Origin of the sequence: Sphingobacterium sp. B29, from assembly GCF_001952815.1 — a bacterium.
Lineage (GTDB): Bacteria > Bacteroidota > Bacteroidia > Sphingobacteriales > Sphingobacteriaceae > Sphingobacterium > Sphingobacterium siyangense.
The window spans coordinates 2682053-2703585 of record NZ_CP019158.1 but is presented as its reverse complement, the minus strand read 5'-3'; the positions used below and the strand labels follow the sequence as shown (position 1 = coordinate 2703585).

At 39.9% G+C, this 21533-nt stretch carries 17 protein-coding genes; 3 read left to right on the top strand and 14 right to left on the bottom strand.

All coding sequences use genetic code 11. The features are described 5' to 3' along the window. The first annotated feature begins 6 nt into the window (after nucleotides 1–6). The gene (locus tag BV902_RS11145; protein ID WP_075991989.1) at nucleotides 7–837 is read left to right on the top strand and encodes a helix-turn-helix domain-containing protein; all 831 of its coding nucleotides are present in this window, start codon (nucleotides 7–9) and stop codon (nucleotides 835–837) included. A 55-nt stretch (nucleotides 838–892) separates the two neighbouring features. Here BV902_RS11145 and BV902_RS11140 read toward each other — a convergent pair whose 3' ends face one another. From BV902_RS11140 to BV902_RS11085, 12 genes are all read right to left on the bottom strand, one after another. Next, the gene (locus BV902_RS11140; protein ID WP_083663806.1) at nucleotides 893–3229 is read right to left on the bottom strand and encodes a mechanosensitive ion channel family protein; all 2337 of its coding nucleotides are present in this window, start codon (nucleotides 3227–3229) and stop codon (nucleotides 893–895) included. 115 nt (nucleotides 3230–3344) lie between these two features. Then, nucleotides 3345–4748: a radical SAM protein gene (locus BV902_RS11135; RefSeq protein WP_075991988.1), complete on the bottom strand. Its 1404-nt coding sequence runs from the start codon at nucleotides 4746–4748 to the stop codon at nucleotides 3345–3347. An 11-nt stretch (nucleotides 4749–4759) separates the two neighbouring features. Continuing rightward, nucleotides 4760–4999 carry a hypothetical protein gene (locus tag BV902_RS11130; RefSeq protein WP_046675824.1) on the bottom strand — a complete coding sequence of 80 codons (240 nt, stop codon included), beginning with the start codon at nucleotides 4997–4999 and terminating at the stop codon, nucleotides 4760–4762. Nucleotides 5000–5004: 5 nt separating this feature from the next. Further along, entirely contained in the window at nucleotides 5005–5757 is a 753-nt protein-coding gene (locus tag BV902_RS11125) for a prolipoprotein diacylglyceryl transferase (protein ID WP_075994722.1), read from the bottom strand. A gap of 137 nt (nucleotides 5758–5894) precedes the next feature. Beyond that, entirely contained in the window at nucleotides 5895–7055 is a 1161-nt protein-coding gene (gene lysA / locus BV902_RS11120; protein WP_075991987.1) for a diaminopimelate decarboxylase, read from the bottom strand. A gap of 15 nt (nucleotides 7056–7070) precedes the next feature. Further along, nucleotides 7071–8384: an aspartate kinase gene (locus BV902_RS11115; RefSeq protein ID WP_075991986.1), complete on the bottom strand. Its 1314-nt coding sequence runs from the start codon at nucleotides 8382–8384 to the stop codon at nucleotides 7071–7073. Nucleotides 8385–8508: 124 nt separating this feature from the next. Continuing rightward, nucleotides 8509–9456 carry a D-2-hydroxyacid dehydrogenase gene (locus BV902_RS11110; protein WP_075991985.1) on the bottom strand — a complete coding sequence of 316 codons (948 nt, stop codon included), beginning with the start codon at nucleotides 9454–9456 and terminating at the stop codon, nucleotides 8509–8511. Between the two features lie 144 nt (nucleotides 9457–9600). Further along, the gene (gene serC / locus BV902_RS11105) at nucleotides 9601–10671 is read right to left on the bottom strand and encodes a 3-phosphoserine/phosphohydroxythreonine transaminase (RefSeq protein ID WP_075991984.1); all 1071 of its coding nucleotides are present in this window, start codon (nucleotides 10669–10671) and stop codon (nucleotides 9601–9603) included. A 186-nt stretch (nucleotides 10672–10857) separates the two neighbouring features. Then, nucleotides 10858–11115 carry a hypothetical protein gene (locus BV902_RS11100; RefSeq protein ID WP_075991983.1) on the bottom strand — a complete coding sequence of 86 codons (258 nt, stop codon included), beginning with the start codon at nucleotides 11113–11115 and terminating at the stop codon, nucleotides 10858–10860. 55 nt (nucleotides 11116–11170) lie between these two features. Further along, the gene (gene icd / locus BV902_RS11095; RefSeq protein WP_075991982.1) at nucleotides 11171–12433 is read right to left on the bottom strand and encodes an NADP-dependent isocitrate dehydrogenase; all 1263 of its coding nucleotides are present in this window, start codon (nucleotides 12431–12433) and stop codon (nucleotides 11171–11173) included. Between the two features lie 25 nt (nucleotides 12434–12458). Beyond that, nucleotides 12459–14582, bottom strand: coding sequence for a cation:proton antiporter (locus BV902_RS11090; RefSeq protein ID WP_075991981.1), 2124 nt, complete (start codon nucleotides 14580–14582; stop codon nucleotides 12459–12461). Nucleotides 14583–14697: 115 nt separating this feature from the next. Next, nucleotides 14698–15915, bottom strand: coding sequence for an ABC transporter permease (locus BV902_RS11085; protein ID WP_075991980.1), 1218 nt, complete (start codon nucleotides 15913–15915; stop codon nucleotides 14698–14700). Between the two features lie 150 nt (nucleotides 15916–16065). Between BV902_RS11085 and fmt the strand changes: the two genes are divergently transcribed. Then, nucleotides 16066–16983, top strand: a complete 918-nt coding sequence (gene fmt / locus BV902_RS11080) for a methionyl-tRNA formyltransferase (RefSeq protein WP_075991979.1) — start codon at nucleotides 16066–16068, stop codon at nucleotides 16981–16983. Here fmt and BV902_RS11075 read toward each other — a convergent pair. Continuing rightward, nucleotides 16980–17201: a helix-turn-helix domain-containing protein gene (locus BV902_RS11075; protein ID WP_075991978.1), complete on the bottom strand. Its 222-nt coding sequence runs from the start codon at nucleotides 17199–17201 to the stop codon at nucleotides 16980–16982. The two genes, fmt and BV902_RS11075, sit on opposite strands and share 4 nt — an antisense overlap. 391 nt (nucleotides 17202–17592) lie before the next feature. Here BV902_RS11075 and BV902_RS11070 point away from each other — a divergent pair, with 391 nt between their 5' ends. Beyond that, entirely contained in the window at nucleotides 17593–18453 is an 861-nt protein-coding gene (locus BV902_RS11070) for a sigma-70 family RNA polymerase sigma factor (RefSeq protein ID WP_028068906.1), read from the top strand. Nucleotides 18454–18589: 136 nt separating this feature from the next. On the opposite strand, the gene BV902_RS11065 is transcribed toward BV902_RS11070, so the two are convergent. Then, a complete protein-coding gene (locus BV902_RS11065; protein WP_075991977.1) occupies nucleotides 18590–21445 on the bottom strand; it encodes a M16 family metallopeptidase in 2856 nt (951 codons plus the stop codon). Nucleotides 21446–21533 lie beyond the last annotated feature (88 nt).

Below are 21533 nucleotides of genomic sequence, written 5' to 3'. Positions count from 1 at the left end.
CGAGCAATGCGCAAAAAACAGTTTGAACCTTTACGGATCAGTGAATTTATTGAGGATAATTTTCATTTGCCCCCCCACGAGCAAAATTATTATGAGCTTGTTTATATTCGTTCGGGCAAAGGAACCCATGTGATCAACAAATTTGAACTGAATTATGAACCTGGCGATGTGTTCTTAATTAGTCCGGAAGACAAGCATTATTTTAACATTGAAGAAAAGACCCATTTTTTGTTTATTTTATTTACAGACACCTACTTCCTGCAGAATAAACGTAATCTAAAGCGCTATGCCTGGATTATGGAGCTAATGAACGATAAAGGATTAAAGGAACGCAAACTGTATATGGACGAGCACCATCGCCTGATTTATTCACATATCCTGGAAGCTGTCCGACTGTATAGTAATGCCACTGTCAACGAGCGTTCTGATTGGCTATTTGACCAACTCGTTGCGATCTTTGGGCTCTATAAAGAAATATCAGAAGCGCAACGCTTACCCCAGCAGCATGAACTATATGTTGACCGATCGATTTCGGCTTATATTCATCGCTATATTTTTTCGCCCGAAAAACTTCAGGTCAACCTGCTGGCTCAGAAATTTAATATTGCTCCATCCTATTTTGGAATCTATTTTAAGAAGAACTTCGGCACCAGTTTAAGAGCCTATATTAACAGCTACAGGATCGAACTCATCGAAAACAGACTTAAATCCAAAGATTATACCTTGAAACAAATTGCTGCAGAACTCGGATTTACCGACGAGAGCCATCTTTCACATTTCTACAAACGGGCCAAGGGATTCAGCCCCTTATATTTCCGAACTCATTTGACTAAATAATAAGCCTTGACCATAATCCATGATGCATACTCGTCAGAAAAAGTCAATTGATAAATTAATTTTTGGGAGGAATGACACTATAAAATTTCAACCCCTCCGCTTCAAACTTTTTGTATAATACAAGCAACACATCGTTTTTAAGCGACGAGGCATTGCCCGCCGCGTTTACCCAGCAGTAAACACTTAGATAGATCATTTCCGCACTGATATCCTGTATGCTGATCCCGCTGTCTCTTTCCTGGATGTAATATGGGCTCGCCATCATCGCATCTTTAATCCATTCTTTCGCTTTGTCCAGATCGGCCTGTCGATCGATATGGAGTACAAAGCTTGTTTTGCTGTACTCCTGTGATAAAGTCCAATTGACGACTCTTCCAGAGAGTAAATCGCCATTTGGGATGATAACATCTGCACCATCTGCAGTTTTTAGGACACTGGCACGTATACCGATTTCTTTGACCCGCCCTTTTTTGTCGGCAAGCTCAATTTGGTCACCCACCCGAAATGGCTTGTCAAAAACTAAAATAATACCAGACACAAAATTATTGATGATATTCTGCATGCCCAGACCAATACCAACACTCAGTGCTCCGATGACAACGGTAAGTTTATCCAAACTCATTCCCAGGGCAGAGATTGCCATAAAAAAACCAATCAGAATAATCGCTAAACGAAATAGCGGAAATAGGGTCATCTTCTGATTATAGACCTGGCTAAGCTGACCATCTTCACCGCCAAGAACAATCAAACTGATATTTTTTTGAAACCAGTTGGCCACCAGAAGCAGTAAAACAGCCACAACAAGGTTGCCGAGTGTAAAAGATATGCTTCCAATGCTGCGCACTTTGCCAAAAAAGACTCCGCTCGCTGCCAATAGTGTTTCTATAAACTGTAAGTTGTTTGCCAACACAATAATAGCCAAAAGTACACATACGATCCGAAGGATTTCGGTGATGATAGCCAATGTACGCTGTTCGTTAAAACGCATCCAGAATCCTGCAGTCAGTCGATCTTTTTTAAACTGATTACGTACATCAGCCTTAATCATGTCTGCAAAATACTGCAACGTAAAGGATTGGACTAAACCAACGGCACAGGCAATACTAAAGCTCCGCGAGTGCTCAACATGGCCAATCACATTCAAGGTAATTGCCGTGATATTGAGGATAGCGAAAACGACATATATAAAATTGCTGATATACCCCGGACTATCTGCATTTTTGATTCGTCGCTTTGTGTAGCTAACAAGTCCCAGTGCGATCAGATTAAAGGCGATACAAACGATCCTTAAAAAGAGGTCATCGCTTACGATCATATTGACAAATACATCCAGGAGATAGAATACAATGAGGATAATGGCAATTTTACGCTGTAACCCGCTCATGCGATGCCTTAGCAAAAACATGAAGATTAACATAATGACCAATTGGGAAGCCTGCAGAATGAAACTTGGTGTAAAGAAGTTTACAAAAGGCAACAGTGTCAAGAGGAAAATAATTGTTTTCCCAACGATAGCATCAATCGCAAGTTTATGTTCAGAATCATTCTGTCGAAGGATATAGGACACCCGCACAATCCAGTAGCAATAGCCCAATCCCAATACAATCAATAGGATACGACTCGCCCAATCGGTCCGATTAACATATTTGTCAATCGATTTATTATTACTATAATTTGTACGGATATTATTTAATAAGACATCTTTTGAAATTGCGGCCGTATTCGCTTTCCAGATCGAACTTTTGCTCGATGTAGAATCGGCCTTTTTACTTACATTTTTCACCTCATGCACAGCATCCAGACGCAGCAAATGGCGTTGGTTCTTGGCGATAAGTTCATCTATAGTACGGTTGATGGCCTCCAGAGAATCCATTTTTGCCGACAGCTTGAGCTGAGCATTATCAAGGTATTGGTACGCGCGACTATGATTACTGGTACTAATATCATACCGGTTGACCAAATTCCTGATCTGATCCTGGGTAATAGTAAGACTGTTTGAATAATTACTGATACTGCCCTTGATAGACTTCAGCTGTTTAATTTCCTCGTGAATACTATTTTTAATTGCGGCAATACTGTCTTTGGCCGATCCTGTATTGGTCGCAGTATACGTATTGGATTTCTCATTCAGTTGTGCAACGAAATCCGCCATTGAACCTGTTCGAATATTAGCAAGAAAAGTCAAATTGACCTTCTTCAGGTCATTACGTAAGGAGTCATTGCCAACACGTGTGGAATCCACAGCTGACCTTTTATTGAAGCCAACATGTGCCGCGGTTCGATCGTTACTTTGATTTTTTCTAACCTGAACTGAATCCTGTGCAGACACATGCAACTGAAAAGCCAAGAGACTTAAGACAAAAATAAAACGCTTAACAATGCCCAATTTCATACTTCTAATTTTGTTGATTTCCTTACCTGGCAATGTGTAGCCAAATGCAATGAACACTACATTTTGCAAAGAAAGGACAAAAGGTATTTCTTCGACAAAAATAACTTATCTCCTGTTAAAATCGAATAGCATCCGATAGTTTTAGTTCTTCCAGCCGTTTTATTTTATCATCACGATAAAATAAATTCATCGTCTCAAAAGGAATTAATTTCAAGTCTTTGTTGACGATATGGACACATGATTTTTTGACTGCACGAACGTCAAAATCGTAGGCATCCATAAAATTCATAATGATAATTCGGAAAAGATTGTCGTAGTCAAGATCAGGTGCGCAGACTTCGGGTAAACAGCAAAGCAACTGGTTTACTTTTGGCTTTACCTTATCCACAGAAATTCCCGTGCTAAATATATTCAGCAATTGCATCTGAACACCTTTGTCTTGTTCATATACAATGGTGTTGCGCGATTGGCTATTTAACAAAATAGCAGGATCAATATGTCGGGTCAAAGGTATACGCTCCGCTCCTATTTTCAGTATATAGCCCATCGCCAAAGCATCAGGATTACAAGGAACAGGAATAATATCATGTGGGTCCAATAGTGGATATTGATTCAGGATTTCCTGACGTACCTCCGTTAATGTCATTTTATGTTGTTGTGCATCGGCCGCATTTCGACCGGCAATTTCCACCGGTTGAAAGGTTACCCCCCGTACACATCGCTGTTGTAAGGCGTAATCCAATATTTCCCCTATTTCATCATCGTTGGTTCCTTTTTCCAGGACAACGACCAAGGTTGTACTTAGATTGAGTGCATTTAATTTGTCTATGGCCTTTTTTCGGATATCCGTAAGATCTTTGCCCCGGAATTTCTCAAGCACCGATGGGCGAAAGGAATCGAACTGGAGATAGATTTCAAATTCAGGCGCATAAGTCGCGAGTTGCTCAGCAAAACCAGGATCATTTGCAATTCTGATCCCATTCGTATTGAGCATGAGATGCTTAATAGGCTTTGTCTTCGCAATGTCTAAAATTTTAAAAAAATCAGGATGTATGGTTGGCTCTCCACCACTGATCTGAACCACATCCGGTTCACCTTCACTTTCGACGATTTTGTCAAACATCCGTTCAATTTCTTCCAGCGAGCGATGTCGTCCATAATGGGGCGATGACATGGCATAGCAGGTTGGACAGGTCAAATTACAGCGGTCGGTCACTTCGATGATAGAAAGGCAACTGTGCTGTTCATGATCGACGCATAAGCCACAATCATAGGGACAGCCATAATGTACTTCATTATCAAATTTCAAAGGTGTTTCTGAGGCTTTATTATAATTCCGAATGTTCTTATAATAGTCAACATCAGTTGCTATCAGTGTTTTGAAAAAGCCATGATCAGGACAGTTTTTCGTCATAAATACCTGTTCATCCTCGATAATAATCTTGGCACCAACACGCGAAAGGCATGTTGGACATAGGCTGATGGTGTAATCGTAGTATGTATAGTTTCTAACTGGCATAAAGCTGATCTCTAGTTCATAAAGGTAAGTCCACAGGCAAGTCCCCCTGCCAACATTGCTCCAATTCCGCCCAACAATACTTTAAGCCAGGGATTGACATTGAATTTGGATTCTTTATTTCCAGCTTTAATAATCGAGCCGATAATAATAACCAAAAGTGCAATACCGATCACAATAGCACCTATAGTAAGTAGAAAAAGTCCCAACATCGCGGTACTTTCCGATCCAAATGACCCCTCAAGCAAATACATAATTTCTATTTTTTGATTAAACGTTCATTTTTTAATAAATAAATATAATAAATTATCACCACGATGCAGGTAATTTGTATGGTACTTAGCCCCAAAAGTATAATTGCCCGTGGCTTAATAAAGTCCAACAGGAAACGAAAACTAAAATAACTAAGCATAAAAAGCTGAAACAACACACCATTTCGATAATTGTATCGCCGTTTAAAAAGCTGGAGTCCTACAAATAAGAGCAGTAAAAATGCGATTTCATACAGCGCTACCGGATGCCGTTTATAGGCATCCCCCAAATACATCCCCAATGGAGACGTTGTGGGTAAACCATAGGTCTGCTCGAATACACCCGTATAAAAACAACCTACCCTACCAATGGAAATTGCACTAATCAGGGGAAAGACCATCCGATCACCGGTACTTTCTTTTTTACCCATGATCTTTTTCATCCCTTCCACGGCAACCAAACCTCCCGCCAAACCACCGATTATCGTATTATTCACCCAGATGTAAGCCCATTTATGTGTCGCATTGAGCAATTCAGCCGGACGCTCGAGCGAACCGATGACATGTGAGCCGACCAAAGCCCCTAGGCCGGCAGCAATAACAATAAGAAGGGAATTGGTATGCCCTAAACTTTCCTGATCCTTCCATTTGAGCAACTGATAATAACGCATACCAATAAACATCCCCAATCCTTCCATAAAAGGATGTAAGAGAAATGTTTTTCCAAACAAATCTATCGTAACCGGAAATTCAATCGCCATAAGCATAAACAAGTATACGAAAGACGATCAAGAAAATGATAAACAAAAGTTTCTGCATATAGGACAAAATTATTAAAACCAAAAAGCCAGTCTGAAGAACAGACTGGCTTTTAAATAAATATTTTAAAAACGGGAGCTTATAGCTGATTGCTATACACAAATCGGATTTCCTCACGTAGGTTATAACGCGAGGCCATCACTTCGCCATAAGCTCCTGCGGAACGAATGGCAATTAAGTCGCCACGTTTTGAAACGGGAAGTGGTACTTCCTTACCAAAGCAGTCGGACGATTCACAGATTGGCCCAACCACATCGTAGTTAATGGATTCGGCGCTGTCTGTCGCGCTGATATTTTCAATTTTATGATAGGCCTGATACAAGGCCGGGCGCATTAATTCAGTCATTCCAGCATCCAATACCAAGAAATTTTTCTTGACACCATTTTTGACATACAACACGCGGCTAACAAGGCTTCCGCATTGTGCGACCAAAGCCCGCCCCAATTCAAAGTGCACTTCCTGCTGTGCTGTACGCTCCAGAAAGCGGTCGAAAATATCAAAATAGGCTTCAAAATCAGGAATTGTATTTCCATCAGGATTTTTATAATCAATCCCCAATCCGCCACCGACATTCAATACACGGATTTGTGTACCGCGTTCTTCAAACCAGTTTTTCCATTCATTGACCTTCACGCACAGGCTTTTGAATACGGTCATATCCGTAATCTGTGAACCTACGTGAAAATGAAGACCAACCAATTCAATAGATTCACATTTTTTAAGCACGGCTGCACATTTTTCCAAATCGGCATTGGGCACACCAAATTTGTTTTCATCAAGCCCTGTTGTAATATAATGATGGGTGTGTGCATCCACATTTGGGTTGATCCGTAAAGCCACATTTGCTTTTACACCTTTCTTTGAGGCAAGCTCATTGATGACTTCAAGCTCCTGAATGGATTCCACATTAAAAGCAAAAATATTTTGATCGAGCGCATAATTGATTTCCTTATCGGATTTACCAACTCCCGCAAAAGTGACTTTCTTGGAATCAAAGCCACATTCAATGGCTTTCTTTACCTCATTGCCACTCACACAATCCGCACCAAAGCCGATCTCTTGAATCGCCTTCAATAACTCGTCATTAAAATTGGCCTTTAATGCATAGTGAACATGAAATCCCCGTTTGTGGGACGCAGCATGCGCAGCCTCCAGGGTCTTGTTTAACACATTCAGATCATAATAATAAAACGGCGTTTCTTTCTCTGCAAACTTCGCCGCGATACCTGTATTTATCATATAAAAACCTACTTCTTAAAATAAACGATTGTGCAATGAACGTAATGCTTCTGTTTTATGATCTGAATTCAATAGAATCGACACGTTAAAGTCTGAACCACCGTAAGAAATCATACGAACTGGAAGGTGTTTTACGGCGTCAAGTACGCGAGCAGCATAACCGTGGCTATTCAAACCGAAATCGCCTACAACGCATACAATGGTCTGATCACCATCTACTGTTACAGAACCAAAATCCTCCACTTCTTTGATAATATCAGCCAAATTGGTTGTATCATCGATGGTCAACGATACCGCCACTTCCGAAGTTGTGATCATATCGATTGGTGTTTTATAACGTTCGAATATTTCAAAAACACGACGTAGGAAACCATAGGCAAGTAGCATACGCGATGAATGGATGTGAATTGCCGTGATACCGTCTTTCGCGGCAATGGCGCGAATACAACCTTTCCGAGCACCGTCCTTACTGATCAAAGTCCCTTTTGCATTGGGTTCCATCGTGTTCAACAAACGAACTGGAACATTATATTTTTGCGCCGGGAATACCGATTGTGGATGTAAAATTTTAGCACCAAAATAAGCCAGCTCCGCAGCTTCATCAAAGCTTAGATGTGCAATCGGTGTTGTTCCTTTGACAACACGAGGATCATTGTTGTGCATCCCATCGATGTCCGTCCAGATCTGAACTTCCTCCGCACGGATTGCTGCACCGATCAATGAAGCCGTATAATCTGAACCACCACGGCGCAAATTATCGATTTCACCAAATGAATTTCGGCAAATAAAACCTTGTGTGATAAATAAGGTATTTTCTGGGCTCTGTGCCAGAATATGACTTAGTTTTTCGCCAATGTATTCCACCATAGGCTCATTATCCTCATCAATTTTCATAAAATCCAGGGCTGGCAACAACACGGATTTTATACCGATTTCGTTCAAATAGAAATGCCATAAAGCAGTAGACATCAATTCACCCTGCGCCAGAATAACTTTTTCTTCAATAGGTGTAAATAATTCATTGGCTAAGGTAGAAATCAGATTAAAATGGTAATCGATCAATTCTTTACCATTTTTATAACCTTGTTCAGTACTGAAAAGTTCTTTAATAAGGTCTTCGTACTTATCCTTATGCTTCTTGACCAAATCTTTAGCTTCGTCCTTCTTACCTGCTGTGTAAGCTTGACCTATTTCAACCAAAGCATTTGTCGTTCCAGCAACTGCGGACAATACGACGATCTGACGTTCAGCAGGGTTTACAATATCCAACAACCCTTTGATACGTGCTGCACTTCCCACGGAAGTACCACCAAATTTTAAAACTTTCATACTGAAGTTACAATTATTAAATTTCTGTGTGCCAATATAGGCAATTCATGAATTTATATTAAAAAAAATGCGGCACAAAATCATGAAAGTTTTGTGCGCATATCTTATATGTTATGCGGAAGAATTACTTCTTCAAGTTTTCGATCAGTAGACCGGCCAATTCTTCGCCGATTCTTTCTTGAGCTTCATTGGTCGCCGCCCCAATATGTGGCGTCAACGAAATTTTTGGATGTTTTAAGATCTCTTCGCGTGGAGTAGGTTCATTATCGAATACATCTAACCCGGCGAATGCAACTTTACCCGAATCCAATGCTTTCACTAATTCCAATTCATCAATAACGCCACCTCTCGAGGCATTAACTAAGCCAACACCATCTTTCAATAATGGGAACTCTGCAGCTCCGATAGCTGGTTTATCCAAAAATGGAACGTGTAAAGAAATAAAATCTGAAACTTTAAATAAGTTGTCCATCTCCACTTGTTGAATAGGTACCTCAACTTGGATACCACCTGAAAGTGTTATGGTCAATGTTTTTGGTCCTTCGAACAAATCCGTGTAAACAACATCCATCCCCAGACCAATGGCGATTTTGGCAACTTCGCGACCGATACGACCAAATCCAACGATACCGATCGTCTTACCACGAAGCTCAGTACCAGCTCCATAAGCTTTTTTAAGGGCGCCAAATTTTGTATTACCCTCAACAGGCATTTTTCTATTAGAATCGTATAAGAAACGTACACCATTCAATAGGTGGGCAAAAACCAGCTCAGCAACTGATAAAGAAGATGCTGCAGGGGTATTGACAACAGCAATCCCTTTTGAACGGGCGTAGTCTACGTCAATATTATCCATGCCTACTCCACCACGGCCGATAACTTTCAAGTTAGGGCAGCCATCAATCAGGGCCTGACGTACTTTAGTTGCACTACGTACCGTGATTGCGTCATAAGCAAGGAGCTTTTCTGGAAGCTCTTCTTGCGGAATATGAGTTGTATCTACACTATGACCTGCATCTTCCAACATTTTCTTTCCTAGTGGATCGATACCGTCATTCGCTAATATTTTCATCTTTATAATTCGTTTTTAAAGGTATCAGTGCCGTTCAACTCATCAGAAGATCCAACCAGGTGAATACGATACGACCTCTATAATTCTTAATCTAACTAATTATCTGTTTGTCAACTGCTAAATTTCAGCAACATGCACACTGCCTTATGCCGTATGCGTGTCCTCAAATTCTTTCATTGCATCAATCAACGCATTTACGCTGCTTAATGGTAAAGCATTGTAAATCGAAGCTCTAAATCCACCTACAGAACGGTGACCTTTGATTCCGATCAAATTACGCTCTTTTGCCAAAGCCAAAAATTCAGCCTCCAACTCTGGTGTATCCATTACAAAAGTAACATTCATGCGTGAACGATCTTCAACAGCTGCAGTACCTTTGAACAATGGGTTACGGTCGATTTCATCGTATAAAGCACGTGCTTTGATGATATTCTCTTGCTCTAATACAGAAACACCGCCCTTTGCTTTTAACCAACGAAGGTTTAACATCGAAACAAAGATCGAATATACCGGAGGAGTATTGTACATTGAACCACCATTGATATGCAATTGATAATCCAACATCGACGGAAGAATACGTCCTGATTTACCTAAGATGTCATCTTTAACAATCACGAGTGTAACACCTGCAGGGCCCATATTTTTTTGAGCACCAGCATAGATCAAATCATAGTCAGCAACATTGATCTCACGTGAGAAAATATCAGAAGACATATCAACAACCACTGGCAATGCTGTTTCAGGCTTATCAAAAACCTCAGTACCGTAAATGGTATTGTTAGCTGTATAATGAAAATATGCAGCATCTGTTGGGATGGCATATCCCTTAGGGATGTAGGAATAATTTTTATCAATCGACGAAGCTACAACATCTACTGTACCGAATTTTTTAGCTTCTTTTAATGCTTTTGTAGCCCAGACACCAGTATCCAAATAAGCAGCCTTACCTCCTTCAGGTAAAAGATTCAACGGCGCCATTGCAAATTGCAAACTAGCCCCTCCTTGAAGGAAAAGAATCGAATATCCCTGAGGTACTGACAATAACTCGCGTACTAATTGTGTGGCCTCATCTATCACTGCTTCAAACTCTTTGGAACGGTGAGAGATCTCTAAAATTGATAAACCGGTGTTGTTAAAATCAATTACAGCTTCTGAGGCTTGTTGAAATACTTCCTTTGGCAGAATACATGGACCTGCTCCAAAATTATGTTTCATTGATGTTATAGTTTGTTTGATTGCTATTCTTTAACCCTAGCTAAGCAATCCGTTGTTTAAAAACCAAAGGTAAAATAAAATTATATATTTTTCAACTAATCTGTTTTTTTATTGAAAATTTATAAAATTCTAAATGATTTCAATAAAAAGATCGCACAACAAACACCTAATTCAATGCAAAAAACATCAAATAAGCAGTACTTTCCACGCCATATCTATCTGATTATCTTGCAAATACTCCTTAGCTTTAAGTTGAAGATGGGTATTACGGGCGGATTGATCGCCAATAAAGGCATTTAGCAATTCGTAAATTTCAGGGAGACTAGTTATATCATCTACCTCATGTGGAGTGGGTAAACGTTCGATCTGAGCCAACCTAATTTTCTCGTTTTCCGTAAAAATATTCGATTCCCTTATAAAAGGAGGAAGCTGATTGTAATCCATAAAAAAGCAGAAATTTTATTCAAATTTCTGCTTAATATCTCAGAAAATAAAATTCTTATATTTTTTCGATAATTCGATCGGCAAATTCACTTGTTTTGACTAATGTAGCATCATCCATTAAATTGTAAAAATCTACGGTCACGGTCTTGGCAATTATGGTTTCGCCCAAGGCCTTAACAATTGCCGCCGCTGCTTCAGTCCATCCAAGGTATTCGAGTAGCATAACACCGCTTAAAATAACCGACGAAGGATTCATGGTATTGGTATTTGCAAAACGAGGTGCTGTACCGTGAGTAGCTTCAAAAACAGCATGCCCTGTTTTAAAATTGATATTAGCTCCCGGTGCGATCCCTATACCGCCAACCATTGCGGCCAGCGCATCAGAAATATAATCACCGTTCAGATTTAAAGTTGCCACAACAGAAAAATCCCGTGGATTAAGTAAGATCTGCTGTAAAAAATTGTCGGCAATAATATCTTTAATCAAAATTTTACCTGAATCCAAGGCCGTCTTTTGTTCCTGATTAGCAACCTCCGCACCTTTTTCTGCTTTCGTTCGCTCCCATTGTCCCCAGGTATACGTTTTGTCGGCAAATTCCGTTTCAGCAACCTCATACCCCCAAATCTTAAAAGCACCCTCCGTAAATTTCATGATATTTCCTTTGTGAACAATCGTCACTGAAGGTAAACTGTGATGAATAGCATGTTCTATTGCCGCACGGACCAGTCTTTTCGACCCTTCCTCAGAAACCAGCTTGACACCGACTCCTGTCGTGGCCGAGAAATTATAATCAATATTAAGCTCGTCATGCAAGAAATCCTGGAACCTGTTGGCTTCAGCTGTTCCCGCCTGAAACTCTATTCCAGCATAAATATCCTCCGTATTTTCACGAAAAATCACCATATCCACATATTCCGGATGTTTGACTGGCGAAGGTACGCCCACAAACCATTTTGTCGGCCGTTGACATACATAGAGATCCAAATCCTTGCGCAAAGCAACATTCAAAGAACGGATTCCGCCGCCTACTGGCGTGGTTAGTGGCCCTTTAATTCCAACAAGGTATTCTTTTAGTACATTTAGGGTATCTTTTGGTAGCCATTCGCCAGTTTCGTTAAAGGCTTTTTCACCTGCCAGCACCTCCTTCCATGTTATTTTCCGTTTTCCATCATACGCTTTCTCCACCGCTTGGTCAAAAACACGCACTGCCGCATGCCAAAGATCAGGACCAATACCGTCGCCGATAATAAAAGGAATTGTTGGAAAATCTGGAACCTGTAAAGTTCCTTCACTTGACATTGTAATCTTATTTGACATAACCTTCAATTTTAACGGACAATTACTATCCCTTATTAAACATATTTCCGATCTCTTTGCTAATTTTTCTAAAGATTGGAGCTGCTTCGACATCTTCATACTCGTCGATGTGTGCATTTTCCACTCTACTAGGAAACACTAAAACAAGATTTTCGTTTGCATAAATACGATCTAATTTCTTTGCTACCCCATCTAGAGAATCACGATAGGAAACTTCTCCATTTCTGGCCGAAACAAAAATAAACATCGCATCTTCTTCCTTAAACGCTTTAAGGCCCTGCAAATTGTCCCAGGCATCGTAATACTCAAAGGTGACAGGAACAGAATTTTTCAGCTCAACAAGATGTTCTTTAATGGCGGCAGCAGAGCGTTCATCAACAACAAATGTTACCGGAACGGATAGCTCCTGCGCCAGTTTAACAACCTTCTCCAGCCAATACTCGAACCCAAATTCTGCCTCGCACATGGGTGGTGCAAAAACGACAATGGATTTATTTGAAATAAAAGGTTTTTTAAAATGACATAACATCACATTAGCCGAGGTTCTGTTTAAGATACTTTCCGTTTTTTCTCCAACAAACTTATCCATAAAATTGGCCGCACTCGGCCAGCCCAAAACAATACAATTGGCAGAAACTTCTTTTGCCGACCGTGCAACCCCGCTAGCAATGTTTAAATCTATTGTAGCACTGATATTAACGTTTGTTTCACTACCCGAAGCATACCTGACCATGTTATCCAGGTTCTTCCGTGCTTTGGACATGTTTAATTGAGCCTGCTCATTATCCTTCACAACGGACACGATATTGACTGGATAGGAACATTTCTTACTTTTAATATAGGTTGAAAAATCCAAAATAGGCTCCATATTATCCATGTTAGCGATAGATATCAAGATGTTTTCATCTTTTTCCTTCACCACATCTGTATGTTCTTCGTCCTGTTCACCATCCATAACCACTTTACGCGAGGCATTTCCGGTAACCACTGTAGCGACGATACAGGTAACCAAAATCAACAGAATCGTACCATTAAGCACATTCTCATCGATAATACCGTTCTTATGTCCAACCATGATTACAGCTAATGTTGCAGCAGCATGAGCACTACTTAAACCAAATATCAGATTGCGCTGACCACGGCTATATTTAAAAACGAGCTGCGTCAACCACGCCGCCACATATTTACCGACGATAGCCACAACGGTCAGTGTTCCAGCAATAATAAGTGCCTGCGGCCCCTTCAAAATCACGCTGACATCGACAATCATCCCCACAGATATCAAGAAGAAAGGAATAAAAATCGCATTGCCGATAAACTCAATTCGGTTCATCAAAGCGGAAGAGTGTGGTATCAGTTTATTGAGAGCCAGACCGGCAACGAAAGCCCCAATAATAGGCTCAAGGCCGGCAATTTCCGCTAAAAATGCAGCAAAAAACACGACAGAGAGCACGAAGATATAATTGGATGTCTTCTCACTCCCCAAGCGTTCAAAAAACCATTTTGCAATCCTTGGAATAACACCAAACATGATAAACAGGAAAATAGCAAAGGAAATCGTCAGGGTAATCCAAAATTCATTGCCAATATTTCCCTGAGAAACGCCGGTAATCACCGCAAGAATAATCAGCACGGCCGTATCCGTCAGGATTGTTCCACCTATCGTGATCGCAACAGCCTCCATTTTAGAAATACCATAGCTATTTACGATGGGATAAGAAACCAGCGTATGGGTAGCAAACATGCTTGATATCAACAAACTCGGTAAAACACCGTAGCCCAGTAAAAAATGACAAACAGGATAGCCAATACTGATCGGAACAATAAATGTTAAAAAGCCAAAAAGTAAACTCTTATTCTTGGTCTTTTTAAACTCATTCATATCCAACTCCAAACCGGCAATAAACATGATATAGAGCAGGCCTATTGTTGAAAACAGTGTGATAGCCGAGTTTTTTTCCAACCAGTTGAGTCCATGTGGTCCAATAATAACACCAGATATAATCAATCCAATAATACCCGGAACCTTAATCGGTCGCAGTACGATCGGTGATAACAGGATAATAAAAAGTACCAGCGAAAATATAAGTACAGGATTTTGTAAAGGCGCTTCGAAAGCGTGGGAAATATGCTCAAAAGTTTTATTCATAAGTGCTTGTATACTAGCCGTAATATGTATATACTTATTTTTCTATACAGCTCGAAAAATAGTTAACAGCACTAAAAATACGATTTTTTCAAGAAAGCGAAGCCTAAAAGTAGTGTTACTTAAAAGAAATGGCTTTGATCGGACTAATCTTGGTAATTAGCATTGACGGAATAAATAATGAGATCATTCCGATAAACACGACAGCCAAATTGACCAAAATCACATCAGACCATTGAAGTTGAACGGCCACATAGGAGATATAGTAGGTCTTCTCATCCAATTTAAAGAAATGGGTAAAATCCTGAAAAAAGTAAAAACCTAAGCCAATAAGATTACCGATTAATAATCCCAGACCGATGAGGTACAAGGCACTGTACATGAAGACGCGGCGAATTCCGGCATTGTGGTACCCCAATGCCTTTAAGATACCGATCATTGAAGTCCGCTCAAGAATGGTGATCAGCAAGGCGGAAATCATATTGATAATAGCAACGACCGTCATCAGTATGAAAATGATTTTGGTGTTCATGTCAAGCAATTCCAGCCACTGAAAAATATCAGGGACCTGATCCTTGATATTGATTGCCTGCATATCGATAGGCAACAGATCTTCAACCTTGTTCGTTGTCTGTTCGAGCTGACTAAAATCTTTAATCCGAATCTCATAGCCCCCTACTTCATAATCATCGAGGTTGCTCAGTTTACGAATGACATTGAGAGACCCGATCACATAGACCTTATCTAATTCTTCGGAGCCTGTATTAAAAATGCCCTTAATGACAAATTTACGTTTACGTATAGGATCCTGCACGAAATACATAATAAAATCGTCACCGACTTTTAGGAGCAGTCGATCTGCCAGATACTTGGACACCAAAATCTGATTATCCGCATTATCCGATTTAAAGTCTATCATGCTCCCTTCCACCAGCATACGCTGAAAGGGCTGCTGATTATACAAGGAATCGATACCTTTGAGAACCACTCCTTCAACTTCATCGTTGACATTAATGATCCCGGCTTTAGTCGCAAAGGAACTGATTGAGCTGACTTGGGGAATCGCTAATATGGACTTACGGACCTCCGGTGTAAGTGTTATGGGTGAATTCTCGTAAGACTTATTCAGGTCGTAACGTAAAACCAATACATCGGCAAAAAAACTCCGTTGCTTACTGATAATCTCTCCCTTAAATCCGCGCAATACCGCAATAGATATGATAATCGCTGCAATAGCAAGAGCAATTGCACCAATAGTCACCCGAACGATCAATTTTGAGAACGTTCTTTTTCCAGAAAATGCGATCCGATTTGCTAAAAAATAAGGAAAATTCAAGCTTTCAATATATTTATGTAACTTCGCAAAGTTATAAAAATTTGTTATTTACAAAACTGAAATGACAAATAATTAGGCGTTTTTCAGTAGGCTATTCAACAAGGAGGCCCCTGTACTGGTTTAAAGAGTTTTATAAAAATTACAAGTATTATGCGTATTATTTTCATGGGTACTCCCGATTTTGCTGTAGCTTCACTTGAAGCACTGATTCAGTCTGGCGAACAAGTTGTCGCTGTGGTTACGGTACCGGACAAACCTGCAGGACGTGGACAAAAAATACATGAATCTGCTGTGAAAATATTTGCTACGCAACATAATATCCCAGTTCTTCAACCAGTGAAACTCCGTGATGAGGCATTTTTAGATGAACTGAAAAGTTTTCAGGCGGACCTACAGGTTGTGGTAGCATTCCGCATGCTTCCTGAGATCGTCTGGAATATGCCTAAATTTGGAACAATCAATGTCCACGCCTCACTCCTTCCACAATACCGGGGGGCAGCACCGATAAATCATGCAATCATCAATGGAGAGAAAGAATCGGGCGTAACGACATTTTTACTGCAGCACGAAATCGACACGGGAAACATCTTATTGTCGAAAAAAGTTGCCATCAAAGAAACAGACAATGCGGGCGATCTTCACGATAACCTCATGGTTGCCGGAGCAGAAACTCTCCTGCAAACCATTCAGCAATTAAAGGCTGGAGCCTTGCAGCCCAAACCTCAAGACGTCCTTCTCACAACGGAGCCGCTCAAACATGCTCCAAAAATTTTCAAAGAAGACTGTAAAATAAACTGGGATCAGCCCACGGCGCAAGTGTATAACTTCATTCGTGGTTTAAGCCCATATCCAGCGGCATTTACCCTCTTAAATGATAAGGTCCTAAAAATCTATAGCACAGAAAAAGAACTTGTCAATACAGCTACAATACCGGGAACCATAGAAACTGACAAGAAAAGTTTCTTAAAAATTGCGGCGCAAGACGGCTATATTGTCATTTCTGACCTTCAACTCGAAGGGAAGAAAAGAATGAATGTGGTCGATTTTTTAAAAGGTTATCGATTTTAGCCTTTTTCATCACTACCATCGTAATATTGCAGCAGATCACCAGGCTGACAGTCTAGCGCTTTGCATATCGCTTCAAGGGTATCTAATCGCAATGCCTTCGCCTTTTGATTCTTGATGATTGAAAGATTGGAAAGGGTAATTCCGACATTGTCACTCAATTGGTTAAGCGACATTTTTTTCTCTTTCATTATTTTATCCAAGTGAATTAAGATTGGCATAATATAATTTTTATTCTTTTAAATTTATTTAATGTCACTAATAAAACAAAAGATCCATCTTTTTGTTTTATCATAAAATTATCATTTTAAAATAAATTTGAGGAATGCATATTGCATAATAAATCAGCTACCGTCGAGTTAAATTGTCTAGAATAAGAAAAAAAAAATTAAACCCTTTAGCACTTTAAATATCAAACAGTTGAATATTACAGCAACAGATAAGAAGAAAAAAAATATTAAAATGGAATAGTTTTTGATGATTAAAAATTGAAACTCAAAAAAACCTAACTCATTAAATATGAGTGGCTAGATAATCAATTTTCCATTAATAATTCAAAAATTTTTCGTATTTTCGCAAACATTTCTTAGAGAGGAGAATTAATAAAAATTAATGAGACAGCTCAAAATTACACAATCTATCACCAATCGTGAGTCACAGTCTTTGGACAAATACTTACACGAAATTGGTAAAGTAGACTTAATTACAGCAGAAGAAGAAGTAGAATTAGCACAGCGTATCCGCGAGGGCGATCAAGTTGCCTTGGAAAAATTGACTAAAACCAACCTTCGTTTCGTAGTATCAGTAGCAAAACAATATCAAAATCAAGGTTTAACCTTAGGTGATTTAATCAATGAAGGTAACCTGGGCTTAATTAAAGCAGCTAAACGTTTTGACGAGACAAAGGGGTTTAAATTCATTTCTTATGCCGTTTGGTGGATTCGCCAATCTATTCTTCAAGCAATTGCTGAACAATCGCGTATCGTACGTCTGCCATTGAACCAAGTCGGTTCATTGAGCAAAATCAGTAAGGCTTTCTCAAAACTAGAACAAGAATACGAACGGGAACCATCTCCAGAAGAATTGGCGGATATCCTTGAAACCACAGTAGACAAGGTTTCGGATACCCTAAGCAACTCTGGCCGTCACGTATCTATGGACGCTCCCTTTGTTCAAGGTGAAGAAAACACACTTTTGGACGTTTTGGAGAACCATGATCCAGACACAGACAGTTCTTTGATTGATGAATCTCTATCAGAAGAAATCAAACGATCATTGGCAACATTGACAGAAAGAGAACGTGAAATTATCGTACTTTTCTTTGGCTTAGGTTCCAATCACCAATTGTCGTTAGAGGAAATCGGAGAGAAATTCAATTTGACACGTGAACGTGTTCGTCAGATCAAAGATAAAGCTCTTCAGCGTTTGAGACACACTTCAAGAAGCAAAATCTTAAAATCCTATTTGGGTTAACAAGAGATACTTATTAGACATTTTGGCAATCCCAATCAGAAATGGTTGGGATTTTTTTTGTCCATAATTTCTTGTCCAATAAAAAAAGGGTTGCCTACTGAGCAGGCAACCCTTTTTCTATTTTCCAAGACTCCTGTTATTTAGAATCCGGCATCAAGATAAATTCAAAAAGTCGATCTCTTTTCAAATATTTCCCGGCAACGTCCTGCACTGACTTTGAAGTTACCTTCTTCAAATTGTCTATTCTTCGTGTATATCGCGTAAGATCAAGATCATTCTGATATGAACTTGATATGTAATTCAGCCAATAGCCATTTTCACGAAGATTTAACTCATTTTGTCGCTGTTGTTCTGCTAGGAACTTCTCAATATCTCCATTTTCGGGGCCCTGTTCCTGAATCTTTTTTACCTCGTCCAATGCCGAAGCGATTAAAGCATCAGCCTTATCTACTGCGGAACCGAAACCAATGGAGAAAGCATAACGCGCTTTTGGAAGCTTACTAAAACTTGCCCGAGCGCCCACTCCATAAACACCACCTTCTTTTTCACGGAGTCTTTCAAGCAATTTGATCGTCAAAACACTCTCCAAGGCTTCCATATTAACATTTTCAGTTTCATTATAGGTATAGTCCCCATAGTAGGCCAATTGCGTACTTGCCTTTTCTTCTTTTCCCTTATGAACAACCACGCGCTCTCCCTTGCTCGGCTCCAGAATATTTAAATCCTTATAGCTCTCCCCTCTTTTAAGGGCCGGCAATGAGGCAAGATAGGTTTCTAAATAAGGCTTGATCTGATTTTCGTCAAATGACCCCACAATTGTAAACACAAAATCCGAAGCATCCGCAAATCGTTCTTTGTAGATTACCAAAGCACGCTCCCGATCAATTTTATTGATCGTTTCTACCGTTGGGTTTTGCCGACGGACATTGTTGCCATAAAGCACTTCTTTCACTTTATCCGAGAATACATTATTTGGATTGCTCAATCTATTTTCCAAAGATCCTTTTGCCCGGGTCATAGTACTCTGGAAAATATCCTCGTCCAAGCGAGGTTCGGTAAAATAACCATAAATCAATTCAAAAGCATTCTTCAATCCTTCTTTATCTGTGCTACCTGAGATACCTTCGTAGCGTTCAGAAATGTACGGAGAGATGGAAACATCTTTTCCCGAAAGATACTTCGTAAGCTCAACGTTGTTCATTTGTCCAACGCCGCTTGCATCAATTAAAGAGGATGCATTAGAGGCCGAAAAGTAATCTGCATCGTTATAGCCAGATGTTCCACCTGGACTATATGCCATAATCTGTATCTCATCATTTTTAAAGTCCGTAGGCTTTAAGATCACTTTAACACCATTGCTTAAGGTCAATTCCTTCGCTTGAACAGCGTCAATATTTCTTGACGATACAACAGCGCCTTTCACCGGTTCTTTTGAAAGCAAGGGAAGATTGGAAACTTTATCTTCATAAGCTGTCACAGGAGTCTCTTCAACTGCTTTTACCCAGCTCATTACGGTAGACTCAGCCGGTAAGTTGGCCTTATCCTTCTCTGGCCCCATAACCAAAACATCGCGGTTCAGATCGGTATAATATTTTTTCACCAAGCCATTTACTTCTGACAGCTTCAACGTTGGTAACAGCTGTTTAGTCAAACGATAAGCGTTTTCATTACTTAAAGCGGGTTCATCATCAATAAAATAATTTAGATAACGATTGACGTAACTATCCGATTTCTTTTTATCACGCTCGATAAAAGACATCTCGTTACCTTTTTTCATATCTGCGATGGCACGATCCAACTCCGTCTGTGTAAAACCGTATTTTTGAATACGCTCAAATTCTGTTAGCATCGCCTTAAATCCGGATTCCAACTCGCCCGGTTTTGGGACCACCAGCAATGAAAAAGTATTGAGGTTAGCAACAAAATCGCTGATACTTCCACCTGCCTGCATAAAAGGAGGATTCGGTTGCTGCATCAATTCAGAAAAACGACCTGCGATCATCTGATTGAAAACACTCTTCAACAGCTCGTTTCTATAATCTCCTACAGTGGAAACTTTTTCTTTTTCACTTTTAATCAAAATCTGCGCGACGGTATAAGGCAGTTCCGGATCTGAAATTGCCAAGAACTGGTTCTTGTTTAACAAATCAACACGATATTTTTTACGCTCCAATGCTTTTTTGGGCATTTTCATATCGGAAAACAAAACTTTCACCCTTTCTTCCATTTCCTTAGGATCAATATCCCCAACAATGATTAGAGCCTGTAAATCTGGGCGATACCAGTCCTGGTGGAATTTGCGTATTTCTGTATAAGGAAATGTTTTCAGGATCTGTTCAGTTCCGATAGGCAAACGTTTGGAGTAAAGGGATCCATTGAGCAACATCGGAAAGTATTGATCCTGTAAACGCTGCTGCACTCCTCTTCCACCACGTTTTTCTTCGAGGATAACGCCCCGCTCTTTATCAATTTCTTCGCCATCCAACAAAGCATCCTGAGCCCAGTCGCGCATCACCTGCAAACCATTTTTTGAAAGTTCAGGATCGTCAGAAGGAATTGGTAGCTGATAAACTGTCTGATCAAAGCTCGTATAGGCATTCAGATCCGAGCCAAATCGAACTCCTGCCTTTTGCAAGTAGTTAACCAATTCATTCTTTGGAAAATGCTTCAGGCCATTGAAGTTCATATGCTCTAAAAAATGTGCTAAACCAAGCTGTTTTTCATTTTCCAGAATAGAGCCGGCCTTCATGCCCAAATACATGGTGACACGCCCCTTAGGCTCGCTATTTTTACGAATGAAGTATGTAAATCCATTTTTCAGCTTCCCCGTGATGACTTCGTTGTCGAAGGGTAATTTTTGATTCAGGGCCAAACTATCTTGGGATAGAATCGCCCGTGCTTCCGCGGTTAACGTAGTTGGCTTTTTTGCTTCTGCTATATAGAATGTAGCCGGTAACAGAAAAGCTAATGCAAGTGGTTTAATGAATTTCATACAAAAAAATGTCTTTTTTTAGTCAGTTATTTTTGCTAATTGTTTTATATTAGGGTAAACGGAACTGGAGATCAATTGTCCCGATAAA